Source organism: Arthrobacter sp. B6 (assembly GCF_001663775.1).
GTDB lineage: Bacteria > Actinomycetota > Actinomycetes > Actinomycetales > Micrococcaceae > Arthrobacter.
The window spans coordinates 2057455-2080686 of the sequence record NZ_KV467168.1; the positions used below are offsets into that span (position 1 = coordinate 2057455).

Genomic DNA, 23232 nt, shown 5'->3' on the forward strand with positions numbered 1-23232 from the left:
AACCACCCACCGAAGATCAGGACTCATCATGACCCAGCAACAGACCGCCGGCCCGCCCAGCGCCGGGCATGCCGACCTGGCGGAGGAATTCCTCGACCGCCAGACGCCCCTCAGCCGGATACGCAACACCCTGCACCGTTACCCCGCCCTGAGCCCAGCCCTCGTGCTTCTCATCGCGGTGGTCGTGTTCGGCCTGCTCAATGAAAGGTTCCTGCGGGTCGAAAACCTCTCCCTGATCACCCAGCAGGTCTCCGTCGTCGGCATCCTCGCCATTGCCCAGACACTCATCATCCTCACGGCAGGCATCGACCTCTCCGTTGGTGCCGTCATGATCCTTTCATCCATGGTCGTGGCCCAGCTCGCCGTCAACGAGGGACTCCCCGGGCCTGTTGCACTGCTTGCAGGCATGATCATGGGGCTCGCCGCCGGAGCCCTCAACGGCTTCCTTGTCACCAGGTTCCGGCTCCCACCCTTCATCGTCACACTGGGCACGCTGAACATCTTCATCGCCCTGACGCTGCTCTACTCCAACGGTGCTACAGTGCGCGGCTCCGCCATGCCGGACTTGCTCACCTGGACCGGAACAACATTCCCGGTGGGTCCGGTCAGGATCTCCACGGGAGTCGTCGTGATGCTCCTGCTCTACATCGCCATCGCGTTCATCCTCGGCAAAACCGCCTGGGGACGCCATGTCTACGCCGTAGGCGATGACAAGGAAGCCGCCCGCCTCGCCGGTATCGCCGTGAACAAAGTCCTCATGAGCGTCTACCTCGCCGCCGGCGCAGTCCTGGCAATCGGCGCCTGGATCCAGATCGGCCGCACCAACGCAGCCAGCCCCAACGCCGGGTTGGACCTGAACCTGGACTCCATCACCGCCGTCGTCATCGGCGGAACCAGCCTCTTCGGCGGACGCGGCTCCGTCTGGGGGACCCTGCTGGGCGCACTGATCGTGGGCGTGTTCCGCAACGGGCTCTCCCTCGCAGGCCTCGATGTGCTCTACCAGACCCTCGCCGTCGGCGTCCTCATCATCATCGCTGTGTCCGTGGACCAGTGGATCCGAAAGGTGAAATCATGACCGCCTCCCAACTGGAGTCCACCGGCACGGACGTCCGCCAGCCAATCCTGCAAGCCAGGAACCTCGTGAAGACCTTCGGCCGGGTGGTGGGGCTCGACGGCGTCAGCCTGGACCTCTACCCCGGCGAGGTCCTGGCAATCATCGGCGACAATGGAGCGGGCAAATCCACCCTGATCAAGTGCCTGACCGGCGCCGAAATCCCGGACTCGGGTGAACTGACGGTGTCCGGGCAGCCCGTCCACTTCAAGCGCCCGCAGGACGCCCGGGCCCACGGCATCGAAACCGTTTACCAGAACCTCGCCGTCTCACCGGCGCTCGATGTTGCCTCCAACCTGTTCCTCGGCCGGGAGGAACGCGTGCCCGGACCGCTCGGCAGCATCTTCCGCGTCCTGGATACCAAGGGCATGCGCCGCAAAGCCAAGGAAGAGCTGACGCGGCTCGGCATCTCCACGCTCCAGGACGTCACGGTGCCGGTGGAGAACCTCTCCGGCGGGCAGCGCCAGGCGGTGGCGGTGGCCCGCGCCGCGGCTTTCGGCTCCAAAGTGGTTGTGCTGGATGAGCCGACGGCGGCGCTCGGCGTCAGGGAGTCCAACCAGGTCCTGCAGCTGGTCAGGGACCTCCGCGACAGGGGACTGCCCGTCATCCTGGTCAGCCACAACATGCCGCACGTGTTCGACGTAGCGGACCGGATCCACATCCAACGCCTGGGCAAGTGCGCGGCAACCATCACGCCGAAGTCCCACACCATGACCGATGCGGTGGCGATCATGACCGGCGCCGCCACCGCCTGACCCTGCATCACCGAAGATCCATCCCCAACCCGATGATCACCAACTCCGTCCGCGGGCCTGCACCAGGCCCGCGGACGGCCCCATGAAAGGCGCTCCCGTGCACAGCAAATCCCCCGACGTCATCGTCATCGGCGAAGCACTCGTTGACGTTGTAGCCTCCCCCAATGGCCCAATTGAACATCCGGGCGGCTCACCAATGAACGTGGCCTACGGCCTGGGACGCCTCGACATCGCCACCGCCCTGCTGACGTCGCTGGGCCCGGACGCCCGCGGCGAGGCGATCGAGGCGCATCTGCGAAGTGCCGGCGTCGAACTCCTGCCCGGCTCCCGGAACGCAGCGCGCACGGCCTCCGCCACGGCAACCCTCAATGCGGACGGCTCAGCAGACTACGACTTCGACATCAGCTGGGAACTCCCGGCAGTGGCCCCCGCCCACCTGCCCAAGGTGCTCCACACCGGATCCATCGCCACGTTCCTGGCACCGGGCGCGACGGCGGTGCGGGCCCTGCTGGAACAGTCCCACCGGGAGTGCATGGTCACCTACGATCCAAACATCAGGCCCGCCCTGCTGGGCAGCCAGGCCGAGGCCCGCAACATCTTCGAGGACCTCATTCCGCTGACTGATGTGGTCAAGCTCAGCGACGAGGACGCAGCCTGGCTGTACCCGGGAGTCACGCTGGAGGCAGCCGCCGAACGGATCCTGCGGCTGGGCGCCGGGCTGGCGGTGGTTACCCGCGGCGGGGAAGGTTCGTTGTTGGCGACGCCGGCCACCCAGCTTTTCATCCCCGCCATCCGGTCCACGGTGGCGGACACCATCGGCGCGGGCGACTCCTACATGGCGGCCCTGATTTATGGTCTGTTGTCCCGCCCCACTGACGGCCTGGGACGGGACGTCCTGGCCAATATCGGGCAGACGGCGTCTAAGGCGGCAGCCATCACCGTGCGTCGGCCGGGCGCGAACCCGCCCACGGCCGCGGAGCTGGTGGCTGACCTGCCGGAGGCCGCGGTGGACAAGGCGGAGGCGAGCGAAGATGCGACGGCGCCGGCCGCCGCCGTCGTTTGAGGGACCGGTCAGTAGACAGTTCGTCAACTAATGTTGACGCACCTCCATTCGTCAACTAATGTTGACGAATGGAGGTGGAGCGGATGAAGACACTCGTTGCGTCGATGGACGGAAAGGGACCCGCGGAAGGACTGTATGCGGTCGCCGAACTGCAGAAGGAAGTGGGGAGGGCAGAAGCTTCCCTGGTCCGCAAGGCACGGCAGGCAGGACTTTCCTGGGAGGCCATCGCGTTGTGCTTGGGCGTGAGCAAGCAGGCGGTCCACCGCAAATACGGTAAGCAGTAGTTGCCCTGAAGGGCGTTGGCGGATCTGGGGGCGGCAGCCCCCGGCCATCACAGATTCAGGGTGGCCGGATCAGCCGTTGCCACGTCCGCGGAACAGGAGCGCGCCCGCGTTGGCCATCACTATCAGTCCAATCCCGCACCACTGCGGCGCCCCCAGGTCCTCCCGGAGCGCGAGCGCACCAATCAGGGCTGCGAAGACGGGGTTGATACTCATCAGGACGCCAAAGACATTGGCCGGGACCCGGCGCAAGGCAACCAGGTCGGCAAGGTAGGGCACCACCGAGGCGAGCACCCCGGCGCCGACGGCGCAGATAACAGCGAAGGGCTCCGGCGGCCGGGCCACAAAAATCACCGCCGCCACGGGCAGGAACAACAGCGCGGAGACGCCAGTGGCAGCGGCAGTGCCCTGCACTCCAGGGATCCGCCGGCCCACCGTGCGGTTGAGGAGGATGTAGGCCGCCCAACTGCAGGCCGCGATAAGGCCCAGGGCAATTCCGAAGTAGTCGGTCGAGGGTTCTGGCTGGGTGATTGCCACAACGCCCGCCCCGGCGAGGACTGCGCAGACTGCGCCGGACCTGTTCCGGCTGCTGAGCAGCGCCACGGCGAGGGGCCCGAGGAATTCGAGCGTGACGGCCAACCCCAGCCCCACGCGCTGGATGGCCGAGTACAAGGACAGGTTCATGGTCCCGAAGACCACTGCCAGGAGCAGCACCGGCCACCACTGCTGCCGGGTAAGGGCCCCCAGCCGCGGCCTGACGAGGGGAAGCAGCACCGCGGCGGCAACAAGCTGGCGCACCGCCACCACGCCCACGGGCCCCATGACCGGAAAGGCGAGTGAGCCGCTGGCCGCGCCCAACTGATTGGACAAGGCACTGGCCACGAGGGTAGCCGCGCCGGCCTTGCCCGCCACCTTGGGCGAATCTCCGTCTGTCATGTACGCAGTGTGCTTCGATGTTGCGAATCCGCCCAATGCATTCGCTGGGATACTTATACGCCCGGCGCATGAATAGACTGGCCGCATGGATTTAGAGTTGCGTCAGCTCCGATGCCTCGCGGCCCTGCTGGAGGCGGGCACTTTCACGGATGCCGCCATTGACCTGGGAATATCGCAGGCCGCCGTGTCGCGCAACATCGCAGCTCTGGAGCGCACACTGGGCGTCCGCCTGGTGCACCGGACCACCCGGAGCGTTGCGCTGACCGAGGCTGGGGAACGGGCTATGGTCCATCTCCGCCGCGCGCTCGGCGCCCTGGACGAACTGGTCCGCGAAGCAGGTTCACAGGCGGGGACCGTGCGCGTCGGCTACGCGTGGTCCGCCCTGGGCGAGCACACCACGGACTTCCAGCGCCGATGGGCGGCAGCATTCCCGGACACGGAACTGGAGCTCGTGCGGAACAACACGCCGACGGCGGGACTCAACGAGGGCACCGCCGACCTCGCCATCCTGCGCCGTACGCCGGACGCCGCCGCCGGCATCGACTGCGCGTTGGTAGGCGAGGAAAAGCGCTACTGTGCCATGAGTTCGGACGACCCGCTTGCCGGCAGGCGGTCGGTGACCCTGGGTCAGGTGGGGCAATCCGCTCTGGCGCTGGACACCCGGACCGGGAGCACCACTAAGGACCTGTGGCCCCCGGGCAGCCAGCCGGAAAAGTTCGTCCCCATCCGCGACGTCGACGACTGGCTGACGCTGATCGGCAGCGGCAGGGCGCGCGGCATCACCGCGGCCTCTACGGCACACCAGTACCGGCGCCGCGGAGTGGTCTACCGGCCAGTGCGCGATGCGCCGCCGGTTGCTGTCCTCCTGGCCTGGTCCAGGGCGGAACCCCCGCGGGAGCGGCAAAGAGTCATCGACCTGTTGGCGGCACTGTACGGCGCAGGGCCCTCCGACTGACGGAATGGGCCAAGACCCTTGGCGGCATGCGGGCCGGGCAGCTATTCGTCGAAGTGTGTGACGGCTCCAGCGGTACCGGACAAGGCCGCCACCACCTCGGACGCCACATCGTGGAGCTTGATGTTGCGGGTGTTGGAGGCGCGCAGGAGGACCTTGAACGCAGCGGGCTGGCTGCACTTGTTCCTGGCCATGATCGCGCCGGTGGCCAGGTCGATGACCGTCCTGGACTCCATCGCGGCCTTCAGTTCATCGCGGGTGTCCTCCAGCCGCGCCATCTTCAGCACCAGCCGAAGGCCCTTGGATGCCTGTTCGGCAAAGGCAGCCGCCCTGTCGATACGCCTTCCGTCGAATGCGTTGGGCAAAGGACTGTACAGGTTCAGCACTGCCTTGTTGGGACTCTCCAGGACCAACGGGATGCACAGCGCCGACAGGAAACCGCTTCCGGCCACCGCCCGGTTGAATTGGGGCCAGCGTTCCTCCAGCCGCAGGTCCAGGACGAGCGCTATGGCCTTGCAGTCGCGTGCCGCGATGCCCGGACCCTGCCCGCAAGCGTCCTCCGCGCGGACCACGCGGCGTGCGAGTGCATCGCTGCCGGCTACGGTGCTGGACTTTCTGCTCCGCACCAGCGAAATGCCGCAGGATACCTGATCGTCCCGGGTGCTGAGCCGCCCGGCCGCATATGCGGCCAAATCCCCCAGCACTTTCTCCATGCACGGGTTTCCCAATACAAGGTCCTGAAGGTGCAGTGCAACATCGGTGAAAACTTCGTCGTTTGAGACCTTTGCGGCTACCAATGTCCCCCCTGAACATAACGCAAGCCAAAAACCGGCCTCAACGCTATCGGCCGGCTGCCGCCCCCGCGGTCATTGAAGCTTACTCCTGGCGTGGATTGTGCGGAATAGCTGATTGCGCTCGGTGTCAGCGGCGAAGAGGGCTTGGGCATTCGTCTTTCCCCGGGAAGCACTGATCGCACGGGGTGTTGTGTCCAGGGACTTTGTGGGTGGAAAGCGCGCCATGCGTGTCTACCCGCCCTGGCCCGCCCCCCTTCCTCGGGAATCCACCGGGTTACTCCACCGTTAACCATATGCACGGGAGAAACATCCCCGAGCCCTGGAGAAGGACGGAATGAGCAGGCAGATTGAAGCAGTGGAGGACGAAGCCGGCAGGGTCATCCGGTATCGGCGGCACGCCAACGGAGGGGGCTTTGTTGGGCCGGGTGCCTACGTCGCTGAAAGTGCGCGTCTGGGACCCATGACCTACGTCGAGCCGGGAGCGCGGATCGGTTCCGGCTCACGGGTAGGCCACGGCAGCTGGATCGACCGCCAGGCGCAGGTGGGCGAACGCACTGTCATCGGCGACGGCGTGCGGGTAGGCCACGGAACGGTCATAGGCAACCGTGTCCACATCGGCAGCCACTCACGCATCGGCGCCGGTGTGGTCATCGAGCACGGCACCAGTGTGAATGCCGACAGCACGATTCCCGACGGCGGCCGCATCGCCGCCGAGCCACGGCGCAGGCCCCGCGCAGCGCCTGCAAAGCGCACCCAGCCGCGGCCGCGGAAGCCCCAGAACCGGCAGGCGGCTTAAGCCGGGTTTCGGGCAGTGGCCCGCGGCGCCGTCGTCGGCACCTTTCCGCCCAAGGGCCCCATTGCCGCGCTCCGCGGGTCAGGCCGCTGGAAAGAGTGCATCCACTACCGCGCGGGTCAGGTCGCGGATCGTTTGACTGCGCTCGGCCTCGCCTCTTTCATCCGCGCCTTCCGTAAAAATAACGAGCGCATACGTCGACCCGCGGTGTTCCAGAAGGGCAGCATCATGGAGTACCCCGCCGAGCTGGCCGTACTTGTGATAGACGGTGATGCTGCGGCCTGAGGCGGCTGGGATCAGCGCCTCGTTGTTGGTGTCCTGCATGTACCCCAGCAGTTGCGCCGTGTTGCTCGGGTTGAGCAGGTCACCCGAGTACAACTTTGTCAGGACCAGGGCCATTTCACCGGGAGTCAGCCGGTTATCTTCCGGATCATAGGTCACGCCAATTGAGGCAGCATACTGGCTCAGCCGCCGATAGCCGAGCCTGTCCATCAACAAAAGCCAGGAGTCGTTGTTGCTGTTGGTGATCATGGCCTTGAGCTGGAATGCGGCGGTGTAGTTTCCCAGCGCCTCATCGAGGCGCGCTTCACCTGCCTCCACACGCTGGAAATAGGCCGCGGCAGTGATGAGCTTGGCTGTGCTGGCAGCCGCAAAAGCCGCTTCATCGCCGAAGGTGCGGACCGCGCCGCCCGCCGTGTCCGCGACGGCGACGCCAACGCGGTAGCCGGATGCTCGGCGAAGGACCCCCTCAATGCCCTCGCTGCCTGCACCCACGCCGGCCATGACTCCAAGTGGCCCGGTCCCGGAGAGGGCGGGATTGCCGGTTCCAGTGACGCGTTCAGAGCGGACGACGGACACGGTGACGGCAACGAGTACAACCATCATGGCCGCCGCAAGGGAAAGGACCGTGCGCAACGGCCCGCGGCCGGCGCGGAAGTGTCGTCCGGCGGCGCGTACGGGTACATCCGGGCTCACTGGGGCTCCTGTCTGACCGGTTGCACGGTCGAACATCATCGGAAGGCCCCAGCCCTGCACAACATTCAGTGCGCTGATTAAATCACGCCCGGCGGCCGGACGGCGGCAACTACCAATCACCGGAATGTTGTCCCGCGCACGGGGACCTAGGCGTGGTCCCGGATCCAGCGCAGGATGACAGCTTCCAATGCAGGCTTCTTCGCTTCAAAGTCGGCGTCGTCGATGAAGCGGGCCACCCGGGCTACGTCCCCGTCACCCTCCAGGAGACCGAAGGGGTCATCGATGGAAGCACCCTGGTGGAACATCAGGGTGACGTTCTTCTTCGCCCGGGGGAAGAACGAGGCGATGTTCCCCTTGTATATGAAGGTGGGCGCCTGCCACTTCACTGCTTCACTCAGCTCCGGCGAGACGTCCATGACGAAGTCACGGATCTTGGCCACAAGGGCGCGTTGGGGGTTGGCATAGTTCGCCAGCCAGGTGTCTACCTCGGGATTGCGGTTGGACATGATCCGGCCTTCCGGGATGCGCTGGTGACCTGTCGGGTGTCCACCCAGTCTAAGAACCCGCCGTCATGGCACAACGAACGTGCCTCACGGGTTTGACGGAAGTTCGGCCAGGAGCCGGAAACCGTGGCGGTCCAGCGATCCGGTGGTGGCTGAGAGCATCACAGCCGCGGTGCCCGCTTCCCGGTCCAGGCCCATCCAGGAGCTGAAGCCGCCGGTGGCACCGTTGTGCCAGGTCACAGTCCTTCCTTTGGCTTCCACGGTCAGCCACGCAGCCCCGATCCGTGCCGCCGGTCCGGCAAAGTTGGCTACAGGATCGAGCGCGGAGATTCCGGGCGCAGAACCGTCCAGGAGGGCGCCGGCCAGCGTGGCCATGTCTGTGATGGTGGAACGGATGCCACCTGCCGGGCCCAGCGCTTCGCCAACCCAGGGATCCTGGTTGCGGCCTTTGCGGTTGGTGCCGGTGAGGGCGTCCGGGCCCAGGGCGCTTTCCGTAGTGGGGACGTACGTGGCAGTGAGTCCCAGCGGAGCGCTCAGGCGTGCGGCAACCAGATCCTTGAACGTCAGTCCCGCCGCGGAGGCCACGGCATGGCCCAGCAGTTCGAACCCGAGGTTCGAATACCTCGGGCGGGGTGTCTTTAGCCGGACTGTCTGCGCCTGGGCGAACAGCTCCGCCAGGTCTTCGCCATAGGGATTTCGGCCATGGCGCCACAGGTTGTAGCTGCGCTTCCAGGTGTCCGTTTTGGGCAGCCGTGGCAGGCCTGACGAGTGGGTGCTTATGGACGAGAGGGTGAGCCGCGCCGCAGGGCAATTGCCGAGGGGAAGCAACTCGCCCAGGGCCGTGGAAGGCCGGACTTCGCCGCGGTCGCAGGCATCCACATACAGCAGCCCGGTGATCCCCTTGGAAACAGAGCCGATTTCGAAGTCCGCCCCAGCTGGAACTCCGCCGCCCGCAGTGGCCGTGTCGCCGCGGACGACGGTGGCAACGGCAATCCTCGGATGCGAGCGCCGCAGTTCGCCCACCAGCTGTTCCACCCCATCGGAATCAAGATCCATGCAGCCAGATTACCTACACCGCCGGGGAAGGCTGGCCGCGCCCCATACCGCGAGGAGGAGTGCGATCAGCAGGAGCCCGGCGTCGCCGAGGTCAATGGCGCCGAGCCAGCTGGTCGCGGGGTCATGCAGACCGAAGGCTGTGTTAAGGAAGCCTCCCAGGGTGATGACGGCGATAAACAGTGCGGAGAGGGCGGAGAGGCCGGTCACAGCGGCGTTGAAGCCGAGCTTCCGGCGCGGATCCTCCAGGGCCGCGCGGTACATCCGCATCATCGCCACCCCGTTGAGCGAGTCGCAGAGTGTCATGGCCGCAGTGAAAGCGAGGGGCAGCGCGACAAGGGCGAGGGGTGAAACGCCAGCCAGCGAGGCCGCCGTCGTCATCACCAGCAGGCCGATGGTGGTGGCGGTGTCAAAGCCAAGGCCGAACAGGAACCCGATCACGTAGATGTTCCGCGGCCGGCGGACCCGCGACAGCGGCCGTGCCAGGAGCCGCGCCACCAGGCCCTTCGCTTCGAGGTCCTCGACGGCGATGCTGGCGCCGGCCCGTGCTCCTTGGTAGGCCCGGGCCGCCCGGACGAACGCGGAGCCGTTGAAAATCCCCATCGCCAGCAGGAACAGCCCGGAGACCCCGCTCCCGATCAGGCCGAGCACCAGGTTGCCGGCGGAGCCGTCCTCCATGAACTGCCCCACCATTGTGGCCCCGGCGACCACCAGGACACCGGCCAGGATCACCACCGAGCTGTGCCCCAGGCTGAAGGCGAACCCGACGCTGACGGGGTCCTGCCGCTGGGCCACGAACTTCCGGGTGGAATTGTCGATCGCTGCGAGGTGGTCCCAGTCGTAGCTGTGCTTGACCCCGGCGAGATAGGCAGTCAGCACCAGCCCCAACGCAAGCGGCTGCCCGCCTCCTGCGGTTCCGCTGAGCAGAAGTACGACGGCGGCAACGTGCAGGGCGGCCACCGCACCGAAGGTGAAATACAGCCGGGTCCGGACCGGCAGTGTGTCCCGCTCCCGGTACATGACGGCGAACTGGGTCAGGGCGGTCATCAGTATTTCCTCAGGTCCAGGGGCGCCTGCCCGTGCCAGCGTTCCCGGAGCAACGCCGTGCAGGCGCCGAGCAGACGGTTCAGTTCCCCCGTGCTGTCGGACAGCGAGCGCAGCACCAGTCCTGTGGTTCCGGCCAAGGTGCGTGTCAGCGAAATTCCGGCGTGCGCCTCGTGGTCCGCGGTCACGGAGTGAAGATCGTCGGCGAGCGACTGGTCAACCCGTGCATCCACCACCACCAGGGAGCCCAGATGGCTGAAACCCTCCATATGGCCCAGGCCGGTGACGTCGCCGGCGGGCGGCCGGATCAGGAGGTTGTCCAGTGCCAGAAGCTGCCCGCCGTCGTCGGTTTCCACCCGAATTTCATTCCGCAGCCTCAGCTCCTCATATCGAAAGGACGCCCCGTCCGGCGACCAGCCAGGAGTGACGACTTCGGCCATGACCAGGCTCGACGACGGCCGCACCGAGATGTAAGTGTTCTGCCGGTAGCTGGCCTGCCGGTAGGCGATCAACTGGTCAGGCATCAGCTCCAGCCGCGCCCCTTCCCCCAGCCGCACAGTCATCCGCTGCTCAGCAAAAGACCCCGGCGTCCGGTAAATCTTCGTCGCCGACTGCGTAGTGAGCAACAAATCGGCCCCATCCCCCACTGCAACATCCACGAGGAACAGATCCGCCCCAAGGTAAGCCCCGCCAGGATTCACCACGACATAACAAACCTGCCCAGAGTCATCAAGATAGTGCGGCCGCAAAACCCTTAAGGCGCCTTGATGAAACTGGTGAATGGCGACGGACCTGCCGCCGCGCTGGCCAATGTGCAAGGCGAGCTCCCCCATTGGCGACGAGGTGGCCGGGCTGGGTACGGCGGCTTCGCCGGATTTGGGGCCGTGCCCGTCCCCAGCCGCTCCCAACTCTCGCAAGCTCGAGTCGGGACCCTCGCGGCAGTGGGCCCCCCACGAGGCCCACCACGCCGCGGCCCCCAAACCCGGCCTCGCCGCCTCTGCGATCAGGTCACCGTCATGTGCCAGCAGGGGAACAGTCTTCATCCGGCGAGGTCGAGCATCAGGACATCGCGCCTTACCCATTCGATGACTTTGTCGAGCCCTTCGTCCGTTTTCAGGTTGGTGAAACAGAACGGCTTGGCCCCTCGAAATTCTTTGGAGTCCTTCTCCATCACTGAGAGGTCGGCGCCGACGTGCGGGGCGAGGTCGGTTTTGTTGATGATGAAGAGGTCGGATTTGATCATGCCCTGGCCGGCTTTGCGGGGGATCTTCTCGCCCTGGGCCACGTCGATGATGTAGATGGAGAAGTCCACGAGCTCGGGGCTGAAGGTGGCGGAGAGGTTGTCGCCGCCGGATTCGACGAAGATCACCTGGAGGTCGGGGTGCCGGGCTTTGAGCTCCTCAATGGCGGCGGTGTTCATGGAGGTGTCTTCGCGGATGGCGGTGTGCGGACAGCCGCCGGTTTCGACGCCGATGATCCGGTCCTCGGGGAGGATGCCGTTGGCGGCCAGGATTTTGGCGTCCTCGATGGTGTAGATGTCGTTGGTGATGGCGGCCATGGAGATTTCGCGGCTCATATGGCGGGTGAGCCGTTCCACTAGCTGGGTCTTGCCGGCCCCCACCGGGCCGCCGATGCCGATTTTGACGGGTTCAGTCATTTTGTCCTCCTGCTAGCTCATGAACATTCGGGCACGCTGCCGCTCATGCCGCATCTGGGAAATTTCCAGTCCGGGGCTGACGGCCCCGAAGTCGTCCGGCGTCAGGTGCGGAATGCGCTCGACGGCGGCAGCGACGTCGTCGGCCGCGTGCCGAAGCAGCCGCTGGCCGGCGTTCTGGCCAAGCGGGATGGCGCGGACCGCGTTCTGCGTCAGCGAGGTTACGGCGGCGAAAAGGTAGGCGGCGAGCGCTTCCTGAAGCGGCACACCCAGGGAACGGGCGACGACGGCGAACGCCAGCGGCTGGTGCCCGGCAGCCCGGCCGCTGGTCACCAGGTCCCGGTACAGTGCGAGGTCCTTCGACGGAAAAACCTCGGCCCCAATCTCCAGCAGCCGCCCACCCATCTTGACGCTCGCCTCCCGAACCTGCCGAGGCAATAAGGAGGCAGACAAAAAGGAGTCCAACTCCCCGACATCCACCCCCTCATAAAGAAATCGGACAGCCAACCCATCGGAATACGTCAGTTGTTGGCCAACGAACACACTGAGCCACGCCCCAAAAGACCCCTCATCAACAACGACCCCAGCGTCGACATAAGTCTCAAACCCAAGAGAGTGAGCAAACGCCCCGGTAGGCAAAGCGGAATCAACAAGCTGCTGCAAGGCAAGTTGGTAGGTCATAAAGAGAACCTCGACGAATGGTGACCTTTCGAGTCAGCGGAGGCGGGAGATAGGGGCCGCGGCGTGGTGGGCACCGCGAAGCGGGCACGGCCCCTATCTCCCGCCGAAGCCCTCAAGGCGCACCCGGCCACCGCACCCAAGGTGACACTGGTGCTAGTGACTGTGTTCAGCATGGCGGAAAGGCACAGGCATGACGCGTTCCTGGCGGGTATAGGGCACGGCAACGTGGCGGAGGTAGTCCTCGACGGTGTGGTCGTAGGCGCACACCATGACGTCGGCCCCGTACTCGGAGCCAGCGTCGAAGAACTGGGCTTGGAGGTGCCGGTTGCCGAGCGAGTGTGCCACGACGCCCATTTCGTAGACGGAGCGGGGAGCGATGACCAGGACGTCGGTGGGCAGCACGGACACCACGATCATGTTGGTGTCGGCGACGTGCAGGATGTCGCCGTCACGCAGGTCCCCGGAGCCGGAGGGCAGCCGGATGCCGATTTCCTTGCCGTGGTCCGTGGTGACGCGCTGGATGCGTTTGACCAGCTGGGCGCTGGGCAGCACCACTTTCTCGCGGTGCAGGCCGGTGTAGGCAGCAAGGTCTGCGGTGGGCAGCTCGTGCAGGTTGCCGAGGACTTTGTCGATGATCACGTCAGGCTCCGGGTGGCTCAGTGGTTTGTGGCAGGGCGGGTTAGAAGAGGAAGTAGCGCTGTGCCATGGGCAGGACCTCGGCGGGTTCGCAGGTGACGTCCTCGCCGTCGACGGTGACTTGGTACGTTTCGGGGTCCACCCGGATGTCAGGGGTCGCATCGTTGTATTTGAGGTCGGCCTTGGTCAGCGAGCGGATGCCGGATACAGGCCGGATGACCTTCTGCAGGCCCAGTTCCCCGGGCACCCCGGCGTCGATGGCCGCCTGGGACAGGAACGTAATGGAGGACTGCTGCACCGCCTTGCCGAACGCGGCGAACATGGGGCGCATGGTGCGTGGCTGCGGGGTCGGGATGGAGGCGTTGGCGTCGCCCATCAGCGCGTAGGCGATTTGCCCGCCCTTAAGTACAAGCTCGGGCTTTACCCCGAAAAAGGCGGGATCCCAGAGGACCAGGTCCGCGAACTTGCCTTCCTCCACCGAGCCGATGGAGTCGGCCATGCCCTGCGCGATGGCCGGATTGATGGTGTACTTCGCCACGTAGCGCTTGATGCGGAAATTGTCGCTCTCCGAACCCAAGCCGGCGGCGGAACCGTGTGTGCCGCCGTCGGGATCTGAAAGCACGCCGCGCTGTTTCTTCATCTTGTCGGCCACCTGCCAGGTGCGGGTGATTACCTCGCCCACGCGGCCCATGGCCTGGGAGTCGGAGGAGGTGATGGAGAAGATGCCCAGGTCCTGCAGGACGTCCTCGGCGGCAATGGTCTCGGCGCGGATGCGGGAATCGGCGAACGCCACGTCCTCGGGGATGTCGGGGTTGAGATGGTGGCAGACCATGAGCATGTCCAGGTGCTCTTCGATTGTGTTCCGGGTGTAGGGAAGCGTGGGGTTGGTCGACGCCGGCAGGACGTTGGGCAGCCCGGCGATCCTGATGATGTCCGGGGCGTGCCCGCCGCCCGCGCCTTCGGTGTGGAAGGTGTGGATGACCCGGCCGTCGATGGCACGGATGGTGTCCTCCACAAACCCGCACTCATTCAGGGTGTCGGTGTGGATGGCCACCTGGACGTCGTATTCGTCAGCCACCTTCAGCGACGTGTCGATCGACGAGGTGGTGGAGCCCCAGTCCTCGTGGACCTTGAGCCCGATGGCGCCGGCGCGGATCTGCTCGGCGAGGGGTTCGACGGCGGAGGCATGGCCCTTGCCGAGCAGCCCGATGTTGATGGGCAGCCCCTCGGCGGCCTGCAGCATGCGCTGGATGTGCCATTTGCCGGGCGTGACGGTGGTGGCTTTGGTGCCTTCGGCCGGTCCGGTGCCGCCGCCCACCATCGTGGTCACGCCGCTGGTGAGGGCGGTGGGCACCTGGTCCGGGGAGATGAAGTGGATGTGGCTGTCCACTCCCCCTGCAGTGAGGATCTTGCGCTCGCCGGCGATGATTTCGGTGCTGGCGCCGATGACGATGTCCACGCCGTCGGTGATCTGCGGGTTACCGGCCTTGCCGATCTTGAAGATGTGGCCGTCTTTGAGCGCGACATCGGCCTTGTAGATGCCGGTGTAGTCCAGGATGACGGCGTTGGTGATGACGGTGTCCGGCACACCGCCGCCGGAACCAAAGTCGCCACCTGGACCGCCGTCCCGGGTCATCTGGCCGTTCTGGCCCATGCCGTCGCGGATCACTTTGCCGCCGCCGAACACCACTTCCTCGCCGTAGGCCGTAAGGTCCTTCTCGATTTCGAGGAAAAGTTCGGTGTCCGCCAGGCGGATGGCATCTCCCGTCGTCGGGCCGTAGAGGTCGGCATACTGCCGGCGGGGAAGGTCGAAGCTCACTTGGCCCCCTCTTTGCCGTCGAGGCGGGTGCCGACTGGATTGCCGGCGTCGAGCCCGCCGTTTACGGCGTTGCTGAGGCCGAAGACCTCACGGCTGCCGGCGAGTTCAATCAGCCGCACGGTTTTGCTGTCCCCCGGCTCGAACCGCGCCGCGGTACCGGCGGGGATGTCCAGCCTGCGGCCGTACGCGGCCTGCCGGTCGAATGTGAGGGCCGCGTTCGCCTCGGCGAAGTGGAAATGCGACCCCACCTGCACGGGGCGGTCACCGGTATTGGTGACCACGACGTCGATCGCCTCCCGTCCGGCGTTCACTGTCACCGGTTCGGGCCGAAGAATGTATTCGCCTGGGATCATGGCCGCCTGCCCTATCGGATCGGATCGTGGACGGTGACAAGCTTTGTGCCGTCGGGGAAGGTGGCTTCGATCTGGACGTCGTGGATCATTTCGGGGACGCCTTCCATGACGTCCTCTCTGGTGAGGAGCGTGGTCCCGTAGCTCATGAGGTCCGCCACGGTGCGGCCGTCCCGTGCGCCCTCGATCAGTTCGTAGCTGATGATGGCCACGGCTTCGGGGAAGTTCAGTTTGAGGCCCCGCGCCTGCCGCCGCCGGGCGAGGTCGGCGGCCACCACAATCATGAGCTTTTCCTGCTCACGGGGCATCAGGTGCATCAGGTTCCCTTCGGCTGCTGGGCGCTCCTACGTTTATAGACCCAAGGGTCATGCATTGCCAGCATTTCCGGTGCAGGGCCTCCACGGTGGTCTTCGTGATCACAGTAGGCCGGTCAGGTTTCCGTCAGGTTTCCGGGGCCCGTGGTGGGTCCACGGGTGCACGGTCTCAGTAGAGTTGGAGGTAAAGATCAGCCTAAAGAGGGTGAGATGGCGGCGGATTGAGCCAGACACATTCTAAAGGGATCGGAGCCGCTTAATGATCTCGGCATTTGACTGCACCTGCTGACGATACTCCGCGGAGAGGATGCGCAGCATATCAGCGGCGGCGCGGGTGTCCTCCGACGCCGTGGCTTCCTGGGCGTAGGTGACGCGGATGTTCCGGGCGAAGGCGTCTGCCGCTGTCTGGGCGATGCAGTTGTGCGTGGAAACGCCGGCAAGGACCACTTCGTCCACGTCCCAGTTCCGCAGCCGCGACAGCAGATCCGTGCCTACAAACGCGCTGTCGCGGGTCTTCACCAGCTGCGGGAGGCCGTCAATTGCCAAGCCGGGGACGAATTTAGCCTGGTCGCTGCCACGGAAGATGAACCCCTGGTCGTCATCGAGCATGTTCAGCGACCACGTGGATTTGTCCCGCTCATGCTCGGTGCCAACGAGGAGGGCCTTGTGTCCCTGGGACACAAAGGCTTCGAGCAGGCTGTTGCAGGCAGCCACCACGGCTTTCTGCTGTACGGCCAGTGCCGGGTCCTCGAAGTAGGCGTTCTGCACGTCGATCACCAGCAGTGCAATCACGTCAACCACCCTTTCGGCGTTGGAAACGGTGCTGCCAAGGATACCCGGGAAGACAAGCCCTAGCGGGCTTCCAGCAGCGCCTTCAGCCTGGCCAGGTCCTTGCGCATGGCACGGCGCATCATGGGCGCCATCACCAGGCCGGCCAGACGGGAGAAGCCGGCAGGGCTGCCGCTGTTGCGCAGGGCCATACGTGTGGCACCCTGGCCCGCGTCCTGCCAGGTGTAGGTGGTCTCCATTGGAAAGGGCCCCTGGGCGGTGCGCATGGTCAGCGAGGATCCAGGGGCCAGCTCCGTGAATTCGTAGGTGTACTCAAGGGTGCGCCCCAGGAACTCGGCCACGAAGGCCAGCCGGGAACCCACTCCCAGCGGGGGCGCCGTCTCCCACCGTACGGACTTGATGTTGCTGTACCACTCGGGGGCGTTGGTAGGGTCCCCGGCGTAGCCGGCTACCTCCGCACGCGGCCTGTTGATCACTGCTTCGGTCCGGACATCAACCATGGTCTCCCTTTCGCAGTTCCGCCCTTACGGTGCGGATTCGCGGATCTTCAGCATAAAGCCGGCTTCGACGTGCACGCCATCGTCGGCCGTCTCCAGCCCTTCGATCCGGTCGATCAGCAGCCCGATTGACCGTTCGGCAATCTCATCCATACCCGGCGATACGGTGGTGAGCGACGGCGACGCGAACCGCGCCTCGTCGATGTCGTCAAAACCTGCAACAGCAACATCCTGCGGAACCTTGACGCCGCGGACCAGCAGTTCATGCATTGCTCCCAGGGCCAGGGCATCGTTCAGGCCAAACACAGCATCGAACGGAATGCCGCTGTCCAGCAGGCCCGCGACGGCGGCAGCACCGGAGTCACGCCGCCATTCACCCGGTGCCACCAGGGCCGGGTCAAAGGTGATTCCGGCGTCATCCAGGGCTTTCCGATATCCGTTGAGCCGCAACCCGGACGTGCCTGCGGACTCCTCCGAGCGGGCGCCCACCACAGCGATCCGACGGCGGCCCGCCGCCAGCAGATGGGCGGTGACCGCCGTAGCTGCCTCTTCGTTTTTCATGGTGACCAGGTCGAACCGGGGATCCACGATGTGTTCCCCGAGCAGCACCACAGGCTTGGAGCCGCGGCGGGAGGCAACGGCGTCGGCCTCCATCGCGAGGGGCGTGAACAGCAGACCGTCAGTCAGCTGCCGGAAGGGACCCTGCAATGCGGTGAGCTCGCTCTCAGCGGCGGCTCCGGACTGCTCCACGAGCACGCGGTAACCCCGCCGGGATGCCACGGTCATGAGCCGGGATGCCAGTTCGGCATAATACGGCGCGGAGAGATCGGACAGCACAAGCCCGAGCATGCGGGTTTTCCCGGAACGAAGGCTCCGCGCCGTCAGGTTCGCTTCGTACCCCAGCTCCGCGATGGCATCGTGGACACGCTGTTTGGTGGCCGGCCGGATGAACTCGTAGTCATTGAGCACATTCGACACCGTTTTCAGTGATACACCCGCGGCGCGCGCAACGTCATTCATGGTGACTGCCATCGGTGCTTCGTTCTCCTTGCGTTCTGTTTCATTACATCGTTGCAGATGTTGGCGAAACCGGAACCACCCGCTGTCGTAAAGCCCAGCCGCGAACGTCCAGCGACTGGATCCGGGTCAGCCCTTGGCGGCCTTGGCGGCAGCCTTGGCTGCCTGCTTGGAAGCCCGGACCTTGGAGAGCGACTCCGGGTCCACGATGTCCGCCACCGAGAGGAAGGCGTCCTCCTGGCCGTAGTGGCCCGCAGCCTCCCGCCAGCCCGGCGCCTGCAGCCCTCGCTGCTTGCCGAGGAGCGCCAGGAAGATTTTGGCCTTCTGCTCCCCGAAACCCGGCAGCTGCAGCAGGCGGCGCAGCACCTCCTTGCCATCGGGGTTGCCCTTGGTCCAGATCAGCGTCGCGTCGCCGTCCCAGTCCCGCTGCACCGTCTCAGCGAGCGCCTGGACGCGCCCCGCCATGGAGCCAGGGAAGCGATGGACAGCCGGCCGCTCCTTGAACACCTCCACGAAGGCCTGCGGTTCGTAGGCTGCAACGGCGGCCGGTTCGATGGACCCGATGCGGGCCCGGATTTTCTCCGGACCCGCAAAGGCGGATTCCATGGTCACCTGCTGGTCCAGCAGCATGCCCGTCAGGAGCGCAAACGCGTCGTCGCTCAGGAGTTTGTCGGCAGCCGGATCACCGGTGATATGCAGTTCCATGGCCCTTATCTTTCCACCAACCCGCCTCCCGCGTCATGACCAGGAGTTTTTGTCCACTTCTGGCGACTTAGCCGGCCATTATCCCGCCGTATCTGGACAAAAACTCGGGAGGGGTGGTTGGGTTGGGGCGTGTGTTCCGGCCTAGGACTCCAACGCCAGGCGGATCATGGTCCAGGACACTGCGGGCAGTTCGGCGGTGAGCCTGCCGCCGTCGGCCTTGACGCTGACGTTCTCCACGGGCAGGACCGACGTCGAGTCATCCGCTGTGGCCTGCCAGTACGGGTCCTTGTTGGCGTAGGTGACCGCCTCGATGACCCGGACATTGCCCAGGCCCGCGACGGCGGCATCAAGCGAAAGCGCGTCCGTCGCCGAGCGGTTGACGGCGAAGACCACCGCCTCGCCCTTGTCGGCGTCGAGCGTTGCCACGGCGGACAGGGCAGTGACGTCGGCTGTCTTGCCGCCGCTGACCAGCGGGGATTCGACGGCGAGCTGCAGCACAGTGCCGGCGGCGTGGCGGGAGGTCAGGGCGAAGGGGTGGAAGGTGGTCTGCTTCCAGGCCCGGCCGCCGGGTTCGGTCATGATGGGGGCGATGACGTTGACCAGTTGCGCCAGGCTGGCGGAGTGCACGCGGTCCGTGTTGCGCAGCAGCGTGATCAAAAGGTCCCCGACAACGACGGCGTCCGCCACCGTATAGATGTCCTCCAGCAGGACGGGTGCCACGGGCCAGTCCTGGCCGCTGGGTGACTTGGACTCGCCGCGGCTCATGTGCCACACGTTCCACTCGTCAAAGGAGATGTTTACCTGCTTGTCGGACTTTTTCACCGACTTCACGTGGTCGATGTGGGCGACGATGTCGCGGATGAAGGAGTCCATCTTGTGCCCGGCGGCGAGGTGTTCCTGAAGGTCGCCGAAGTCCTCAAAGTACTGGTGGGCGGAGACCAGGTCCACCAGGTCATAGGTCTCGGTCAGGACCACCCGCTCCCACTCGCCGAACGTGGGCATGGTGGGTCCGGAGCTGCCGCAGGCCACCAGTTCCAGGTCCGGATCGATCATGCGCATGCCGCGGGCGGTGTCTGCGGCGAGCCGGCCGTATTCGAGGGCGTTCTTGTGGCCGATCTGCCACGGCCCGTCCATTTCGTTGCCCAGGCACCACATCCTGATGCCGTAGCCGTTCTCTGCACCGTTGGCCTTGCGCTGATCCGAGAAGGCGGTGCCGCCGTCGATATTGCAGTATTCCAGCAGGTCCAGGGCTTCCTGCGTCCCGCGGGTGCCCAGGTTGACGGCCATCATGGTTTCGACGCCTGCCTTGGCGGACCACTTGGCGAACTCGTCCACGCCCACCAGGTTGGGGTCCGTTGAGTGCCAGGCCAGGTCCAGCCGTGCGGGGCGCTGTTCCACCGGACCCACACCGTCTTCCCAGCGGTACCCGGAAACGAAGTTGCCGCCCGGGTACCGGACGGTGGAGACGCCAAGCTCGCGGGTCAGCTCCAGCACATCCGCCCGGAACCCGTCCTCGTCTGCCGTCGCGTGCTCCGGCTCGAAGATCCCGGTATAGACGCAGCGGCCCAGGTGCTCGACGAACGCGCCGAAAGTCCGGCGGCGGACCGGCCCCACGGTGAAGGACGGGTCAATGGTGACCTTGGCTGCGGCTGACTCTGATATGCCCACGAAAGCTTCCTCATTTCTGTTTCTACAACGTTATAGAAATCAATTGTGGGTGTTGCAGGCTGCCAGAGTCAAGGACCCTCCGGGGAGTTGGTTCCCGGCGCTTCTGTGGTGCCGCGGTCTGCCGGTTCCTCCCGCAGGCCATCACAGGGCAATCCCCGAATCCGAGTACTCGTCGCCAAAACCAAGTACTACCTAATTTGAAAATTGAGTACCGATTACCCGTTCACCTTGGACCGTCAGAGAACTACTTTCGACAGAGAGGACAAACCACGATTTCCTCACTTGGGGGTGTGAGAAGAAGGATGCGTGCAGGACCCACGAACTGCGATTTCCCGGCCCGATGGACCGGGGCAATGAGCGGGGCCGGCGACGAGGAGGTCTTTGAGACCAAGGCCTCTCCCCCAGCCGTCGCCGGCCCTCTGTTTGCGCGATCCGTCCGCCTGTTCATCGCCCGCACGGGCAGCCCCTGACCGTGACATGACCAGACCCGGCAATCCTTTCCCGACCCCAATCGACGCCCCGCAGGCGCCCGGCGGCGCAGCCGGGGTTGCGGACCACAATGGCCTGCAGGAGGGCCTGCTGCTCGACCTCGTAACCGGCTGCGAGAGCATTACCGAGTCCCTGGAGACGCTGGCCAGGCTGGCCGGGGACACCCTCAGCCAGGCCACTGACGGAATAGCGGATTGTGCCGTGATGCTGCAAGGCGGCAAACACGCCACCCTGGCGGGAACAGGTGACCGCCCGCGCGGGCTGGCATCTTTGGAACTGGAGCTGGGCGAGGGCCCCATGACGGATGCGCTGGCTTCCGGTCTCCCGGTGGCGGCAAACCACTTGGCAGCTGATTTCCGCTGGCCGCAATACAGGCGCCAGGTGAGGTCCGCCGGCTACAAAAGCATCCTCGCCGTGCCGCTGCAGCTGGACGGCGGCGCGCAGTCGGCTTTGGCATTTTTTGCCGCCAGGACGGCCGCATTTCCACAGGCCGTGGTTGCCGCCGCGCTTGGCTTCGCCGACCTGGCATCACGGAGCCTCGGGCTGGCGCTGGAGCTCAGGGAAGCCCGGACTTCCGCGGCCGATCTCCGCTCGGCCTTGGAGAGCCGGACCTCCATCGATATTGCCTGCGGAGTGATTATGGCGGAGAACAGATGCTCCTACAGGGAGGCCTTCGGCATCATCTCCAAGGCCTCAAGCCACCGGAACATCAAGCTCCGCAAGGTGGCCGAGGACATCCTGGACAAGCTCCCGGACGGCGCGCCCCGCACCCACTTCGACCACTAGGCGCGCCGGTACCGCTTCGGCGGACTTACAACCCGCCGGCGAGCTTGTAGTAGGCGGCGTTCCAGTTCAGGTCCTTCTTGAACTGGCGGATGGTGGTGTCCGCGTCGATGGCCAGCAGCTCCGTCTGGGCGATCTCCGCGAAGTCCTCAAAGACGTCCATGCCGACGGCGGTGCTGAGCACTGTGTGGTGCGCGGCGCCGGCGGTGAGCCACGCGGCGGCCGAGGTGGCGAAGTCGGGCTTCGGCTGCCACAGGGCGCGGGCAACAGGGAGGTTGGGCAGCGGCTGGTCCAGCGGCACTACGTCCACGGCGTTGGCCACCAGGCGGAAGCGGTCCCGCATGTCCGAAAGTGCCACTACAACACCCGGGGAGGCGTCGGCGTCGAACACCAGGCGGACGGGGTCTTCCCGGCCGCCGATGCCCAGCGGGTGGATTTCCAGGCTGGGCTTTCCGGCAGTGAGGGACGGGCAGACCTCCAGCATGTGGGCGCCCAGGATCTTTTCCGAGCCGGGCTCCAGGTGGTACGTGTAGTCCTCCATCAGGGAGGCACCGCCGGGCAGGCCCGCACCCATCACCTTGGCGGCGCGGACCAGGATGGCGGTCTTCCAGTCGCCTTCGGCACCGAAGCCGTAGCCATCAGCCATGAGCCGCTGTACGGCCAACCCGGGGAGTTGGCGGAGCGCACCGAGGTCCTCAAAGGACGTGGTGAAGGCGGCGGATCCGTTGGATTCCAGGAAGCTGCGCAGGCCCAGTTCGATGCGGGCGCCGTAGCGGAGGGAGTCGTGTCGGGCCGCGCCGGCGCGGAGCTCCGGCACCACGTCATAAAGGTCCTCATACTCCGCGACCAGCGTGTCGACGTCGGCCTCTGCGGCACCGTGCACGGCATCGGCGAGTTCGTTGACTGACCAGGTGTTGACCGAGACGCCGAAGCGAAGCTCGGCCTCGGTCTTGTCACCTTCGGTGACGGCGACATTGCGCATGTTGTCACCGAACCGGGTCAGTTTCAGGGTGCGGATCGCGGCCCAGCCGGCGGCGGCGCGCTGCCAGACACCCACCTGGCGGGTCACCTCGGGATTGGAGACATGGCCTACGACGGTCTTGCGGGCGATGCCCAGGCGGGACTGGATGTAGCCGAACTCGCGGTCACCGTGGGCGGCCTGGTTGAGGTTCATGAAGTCGAAGTCGATGTCCGCCCACGGCAGCTCCACGTTGGCCTGGGTGTGCAGGTGCAGGAGCGGCTTGCGCAGCAGGTCCAGGCCCTGGATCCACATCTTGGCCGGGGAGAACGTGTGCATCCAGGCGGTGACGCCAATGACGGAGTCGTTGGAGTTGGCTTCCAGGGCGGTGCGGCGGATGGCGTCCGAGTCGGTCAGGACCGGTTTCCAGACGATCTTGACCGGGACGGCCGAGGAGGCGTTGAGCTGGTTGGCGATCTCCTGGGACTGCGCTGCCACCTGCTTCAGGACGTCCTCGCCGTAGAGGTGCTGGCTGCCGGTGAGGAACCAGACCTCGTAGCCGTCGAGGGAAGTGTTTGCTGCGGTGCTCATGGGTTCTCCTGCGAAGTAAGT

Annotated in this window: 27 protein-coding genes; 8 read left to right on the plus strand and 19 right to left on the minus strand. The window is 65.7% G+C overall.

The features are described 5' to 3' along the window. The first annotated feature begins 28 nt into the window (after positions 1-28). The 4 genes from AU175_RS09000 (at position 29) to AU175_RS09015 (ending at position 3213) form a co-directional block, all read left to right on the plus strand. Positions 29-1075: an ABC transporter permease gene (locus tag AU175_RS09000; protein WP_066287668.1), complete on the plus strand. Its 1047-nt coding sequence runs from the start codon at positions 29-31 to the stop codon at positions 1073-1075. Next, on the plus strand, positions 1072-1866 hold the full coding sequence (locus AU175_RS09005; protein WP_066287671.1) for an ATP-binding cassette domain-containing protein: 795 nt from the start codon (positions 1072-1074) through the stop codon (positions 1864-1866). Before AU175_RS09000 ends, AU175_RS09005 begins: the two co-directional genes overlap by 4 nt. 82 nt (positions 1867-1948) lie before the next feature. Continuing rightward, positions 1949-2929: a carbohydrate kinase family protein gene (locus tag AU175_RS09010; protein WP_066287674.1), complete on the plus strand. Its 981-nt coding sequence runs from the start codon at positions 1949-1951 to the stop codon at positions 2927-2929. A 68-nt stretch (positions 2930-2997) separates the two neighbouring features. Beyond that, entirely contained in the window at positions 2998-3213 is a 216-nt protein-coding gene (locus tag AU175_RS09015) for a transcriptional regulator (protein WP_066287677.1), read from the plus strand. 69 nt (positions 3214-3282) lie between these two features. Here the strand turns inward: AU175_RS09015 and AU175_RS09020 are convergent, their stop codons facing one another. Further along, complete coding sequence (locus AU175_RS09020) at positions 3283-4146, minus strand: EamA family transporter (protein ID WP_066287680.1); 864 nt, start codon at positions 4144-4146, stop codon at positions 3283-3285. An 85-nt stretch (positions 4147-4231) separates the two neighbouring features. On the opposite strand from AU175_RS09020, the gene AU175_RS09025 reads away from it, so the two are divergent. After that, positions 4232-5101, plus strand: a complete 870-nt coding sequence (locus AU175_RS09025) for a LysR family transcriptional regulator (protein WP_066287683.1) — start codon at positions 4232-4234, stop codon at positions 5099-5101. Between the two features lie 41 nt (positions 5102-5142). Here the strand turns inward: AU175_RS09025 and AU175_RS09030 are convergent, their stop codons facing one another. Beyond that, complete coding sequence (locus AU175_RS09030; protein WP_231938503.1) at positions 5143-5811, minus strand: GAF and ANTAR domain-containing protein; 669 nt, start codon at positions 5809-5811, stop codon at positions 5143-5145. A 205-nt stretch (positions 5812-6016) separates the two neighbouring features. On the opposite strand from AU175_RS09030, the gene AU175_RS21290 reads away from it, so the two are divergent. Then, positions 6017-6181, plus strand: a complete 165-nt coding sequence (locus AU175_RS21290; RefSeq protein ID WP_231938504.1) for a MepB family protein — start codon at positions 6017-6019, stop codon at positions 6179-6181. 45 nt (positions 6182-6226) lie between these two features. Then, positions 6227-6688, plus strand: coding sequence for a transferase (locus tag AU175_RS09035; RefSeq protein ID WP_066287687.1), 462 nt, complete (start codon positions 6227-6229; stop codon positions 6686-6688). A gap of 78 nt (positions 6689-6766) precedes the next feature. Here AU175_RS09035 and AU175_RS09040 read toward each other — a convergent pair whose 3' ends face one another. The 16 genes from AU175_RS09040 to arfA all read right to left on the minus strand — a co-directional run bounded on the left by AU175_RS09040 (position 6767) and on the right by arfA (position 20390). Beyond that, positions 6767-7660 (minus strand): serine hydrolase, encoded by an 894-nt coding sequence (locus AU175_RS09040; RefSeq protein ID WP_066287689.1) that lies wholly within the window; start codon positions 7658-7660, stop codon positions 6767-6769. 146 nt (positions 7661-7806) lie between these two features. Next, complete coding sequence (locus AU175_RS09045; RefSeq protein WP_066287691.1) at positions 7807-8166, minus strand: DUF1801 domain-containing protein; 360 nt, start codon at positions 8164-8166, stop codon at positions 7807-7809. An 84-nt stretch (positions 8167-8250) separates the two neighbouring features. After that, positions 8251-9219, minus strand: a complete 969-nt coding sequence (locus AU175_RS09050; RefSeq protein WP_066287693.1) for a serine hydrolase domain-containing protein — start codon at positions 9217-9219, stop codon at positions 8251-8253. Positions 9220-9228: 9 nt separating this feature from the next. Beyond that, positions 9229-10263, minus strand: a complete 1035-nt coding sequence (locus AU175_RS09055; protein ID WP_066287695.1) for a HoxN/HupN/NixA family nickel/cobalt transporter — start codon at positions 10261-10263, stop codon at positions 9229-9231. Next, positions 10263-11093, minus strand: a complete 831-nt coding sequence (locus tag AU175_RS09060) for an urease accessory protein UreD (RefSeq protein ID WP_066290847.1) — start codon at positions 11091-11093, stop codon at positions 10263-10265. The genes AU175_RS09055 and AU175_RS09060 overlap by 1 nt, the downstream gene beginning before the upstream one ends. Positions 11094-11299: 206 nt before the next feature. Next, entirely contained in the window at positions 11300-11917 is a 618-nt protein-coding gene (gene ureG, locus AU175_RS09065) for an urease accessory protein UreG (protein WP_066287697.1), read from the minus strand. A gap of 12 nt (positions 11918-11929) precedes the next feature. Further along, on the minus strand, positions 11930-12595 hold the full coding sequence (locus AU175_RS09070; RefSeq protein WP_066287699.1) for an urease accessory protein UreF: 666 nt from the start codon (positions 12593-12595) through the stop codon (positions 11930-11932). Positions 12596-12748: 153 nt separating this feature from the next. Continuing rightward, entirely contained in the window at positions 12749-13234 is a 486-nt protein-coding gene (ureE, locus tag AU175_RS09075) for an urease accessory protein UreE (protein ID WP_066287701.1), read from the minus strand. 40 nt (positions 13235-13274) lie between these two features. Beyond that, the gene (gene ureC, locus AU175_RS09080) at positions 13275-15050 is read right to left on the minus strand and encodes an urease subunit alpha (protein WP_066287703.1); all 1776 of its coding nucleotides are present in this window, start codon (positions 15048-15050) and stop codon (positions 13275-13277) included. Next, positions 15047-15403, minus strand: coding sequence for an urease subunit beta (locus AU175_RS09085; protein ID WP_066287705.1), 357 nt, complete (start codon positions 15401-15403; stop codon positions 15047-15049). The genes ureC and AU175_RS09085 overlap by 4 nt, the downstream gene beginning before the upstream one ends. Before the next feature lie 11 nt (positions 15404-15414). Then, positions 15415-15717 carry an urease subunit gamma gene (locus tag AU175_RS09090; protein WP_066287707.1) on the minus strand — a complete coding sequence of 101 codons (303 nt, stop codon included), beginning with the start codon at positions 15715-15717 and terminating at the stop codon, positions 15415-15417. Positions 15718-15951: 234 nt separating this feature from the next. After that, positions 15952-16506: a cysteine hydrolase family protein gene (locus tag AU175_RS09095; protein ID WP_066290850.1), complete on the minus strand. Its 555-nt coding sequence runs from the start codon at positions 16504-16506 to the stop codon at positions 15952-15954. A gap of 59 nt (positions 16507-16565) precedes the next feature. Continuing rightward, positions 16566-17003, minus strand: coding sequence for an SRPBCC family protein (locus AU175_RS09100; protein WP_066287710.1), 438 nt, complete (start codon positions 17001-17003; stop codon positions 16566-16568). Between the two features lie 24 nt (positions 17004-17027). Further along, on the minus strand, positions 17028-18032 hold the full coding sequence (locus AU175_RS09105; protein ID WP_066287713.1) for a LacI family DNA-binding transcriptional regulator: 1005 nt from the start codon (positions 18030-18032) through the stop codon (positions 17028-17030). Between the two features lie 114 nt (positions 18033-18146). Continuing rightward, complete coding sequence (locus tag AU175_RS09110; protein ID WP_066287716.1) at positions 18147-18722, minus strand: HhH-GPD-type base excision DNA repair protein; 576 nt, start codon at positions 18720-18722, stop codon at positions 18147-18149. 141 nt (positions 18723-18863) lie between these two features. After that, positions 18864-20390: an arabinosylfuranosidase ArfA gene (gene arfA, locus AU175_RS09115; RefSeq protein WP_066287718.1), complete on the minus strand. Its 1527-nt coding sequence runs from the start codon at positions 20388-20390 to the stop codon at positions 18864-18866. A 477-nt stretch (positions 20391-20867) separates the two neighbouring features. On the opposite strand from arfA, the gene AU175_RS09120 reads away from it, so the two are divergent. Next, on the plus strand, positions 20868-21665 hold the full coding sequence (locus tag AU175_RS09120) for a GAF and ANTAR domain-containing protein (RefSeq protein ID WP_082979075.1): 798 nt from the start codon (positions 20868-20870) through the stop codon (positions 21663-21665). A gap of 25 nt (positions 21666-21690) precedes the next feature. Here AU175_RS09120 and araA read toward each other — a convergent pair whose 3' ends face one another. Continuing rightward, the gene (araA, locus tag AU175_RS09125) at positions 21691-23211 is read right to left on the minus strand and encodes an L-arabinose isomerase (RefSeq protein WP_066287721.1); all 1521 of its coding nucleotides are present in this window, start codon (positions 23209-23211) and stop codon (positions 21691-21693) included. Positions 23212-23232 lie beyond the last annotated feature (21 nt).

What these genes read in the sequence shown, in the direction of transcription:
- AU175_RS09000 (WP_066287668.1), top strand. Translation starts at nt 29, where the DNA reads ATGACCCAGCAACAGACCGCCGGCCCGCCCAGCGCCGGGCATGCCGAC.
- AU175_RS09060 (WP_066290847.1), bottom strand. Translation starts at nt 11,093, where the DNA reads ATGGGGGAGCTCGCCTTGCACATTGGCCAGCGCGGCGGCAGGTCCGTC.
- AU175_RS09055 (WP_066287695.1), bottom strand. Translation starts at nt 10,263, where the DNA reads ATGACCGCCCTGACCCAGTTCGCCGTCATGTACCGGGAGCGGGACACA.
- AU175_RS09105 (WP_066287713.1), bottom strand. Translation starts at nt 18,032, where the DNA reads ATGGCAGTCACCATGAATGACGTTGCGCGCGCCGCGGGTGTATCACTG.
- ureG (WP_066287697.1), bottom strand. Translation starts at nt 11,917, where the DNA reads ATGACTGAACCCGTCAAAATCGGCATCGGCGGCCCGGTGGGGGCCGGC.
- AU175_RS09090 (WP_066287707.1), bottom strand. Translation starts at nt 15,717, where the DNA reads ATGCACCTGATGCCCCGTGAGCAGGAAAAGCTCATGATTGTGGTGGCC.
- AU175_RS09035 (WP_066287687.1), top strand. Translation starts at nt 6,227, where the DNA reads ATGAGCAGGCAGATTGAAGCAGTGGAGGACGAAGCCGGCAGGGTCATC.
- araA (WP_066287721.1), bottom strand. Translation starts at nt 23,211, where the DNA reads ATGAGCACCGCAGCAAACACTTCCCTCGACGGCTACGAGGTCTGGTTC.
- AU175_RS09045 (WP_066287691.1), bottom strand. Translation starts at nt 8,166, where the DNA reads ATGTCCAACCGCAATCCCGAGGTAGACACCTGGCTGGCGAACTATGCC.
- AU175_RS09050 (WP_066287693.1), bottom strand. Translation starts at nt 9,219, where the DNA reads ATGGATCTTGATTCCGATGGGGTGGAACAGCTGGTGGGCGAACTGCGG.
- AU175_RS09110 (WP_066287716.1), bottom strand. Translation starts at nt 18,722, where the DNA reads ATGGAACTGCATATCACCGGTGATCCGGCTGCCGACAAACTCCTGAGC.
- AU175_RS09070 (WP_066287699.1), bottom strand. Translation starts at nt 12,595, where the DNA reads ATGACCTACCAACTTGCCTTGCAGCAGCTTGTTGATTCCGCTTTGCCT.
- AU175_RS09100 (WP_066287710.1), bottom strand. Translation starts at nt 17,003, where the DNA reads ATGGTTGATGTCCGGACCGAAGCAGTGATCAACAGGCCGCGTGCGGAG.
- AU175_RS09015 (WP_066287677.1), top strand. Translation starts at nt 2,998, where the DNA reads ATGGAGGTGGAGCGGATGAAGACACTCGTTGCGTCGATGGACGGAAAG.
- AU175_RS09020 (WP_066287680.1), bottom strand. Translation starts at nt 4,146, where the DNA reads ATGACAGACGGAGATTCGCCCAAGGTGGCGGGCAAGGCCGGCGCGGCT.
- AU175_RS09120 (WP_082979075.1), top strand. Translation starts at nt 20,868, where the DNA reads ATGACCAGACCCGGCAATCCTTTCCCGACCCCAATCGACGCCCCGCAG.
- AU175_RS09005 (WP_066287671.1), top strand. Translation starts at nt 1,072, where the DNA reads ATGACCGCCTCCCAACTGGAGTCCACCGGCACGGACGTCCGCCAGCCA.
- AU175_RS09030 (WP_231938503.1), bottom strand. Translation starts at nt 5,811, where the DNA reads ATGGAGAAAGTGCTGGGGGATTTGGCCGCATATGCGGCCGGGCGGCTC.
- AU175_RS09085 (WP_066287705.1), bottom strand. Translation starts at nt 15,403, where the DNA reads ATGATCCCAGGCGAATACATTCTTCGGCCCGAACCGGTGACAGTGAAC.
- AU175_RS09025 (WP_066287683.1), top strand. Translation starts at nt 4,232, where the DNA reads ATGGATTTAGAGTTGCGTCAGCTCCGATGCCTCGCGGCCCTGCTGGAG.
- AU175_RS09010 (WP_066287674.1), top strand. Translation starts at nt 1,949, where the DNA reads ATGAAAGGCGCTCCCGTGCACAGCAAATCCCCCGACGTCATCGTCATC.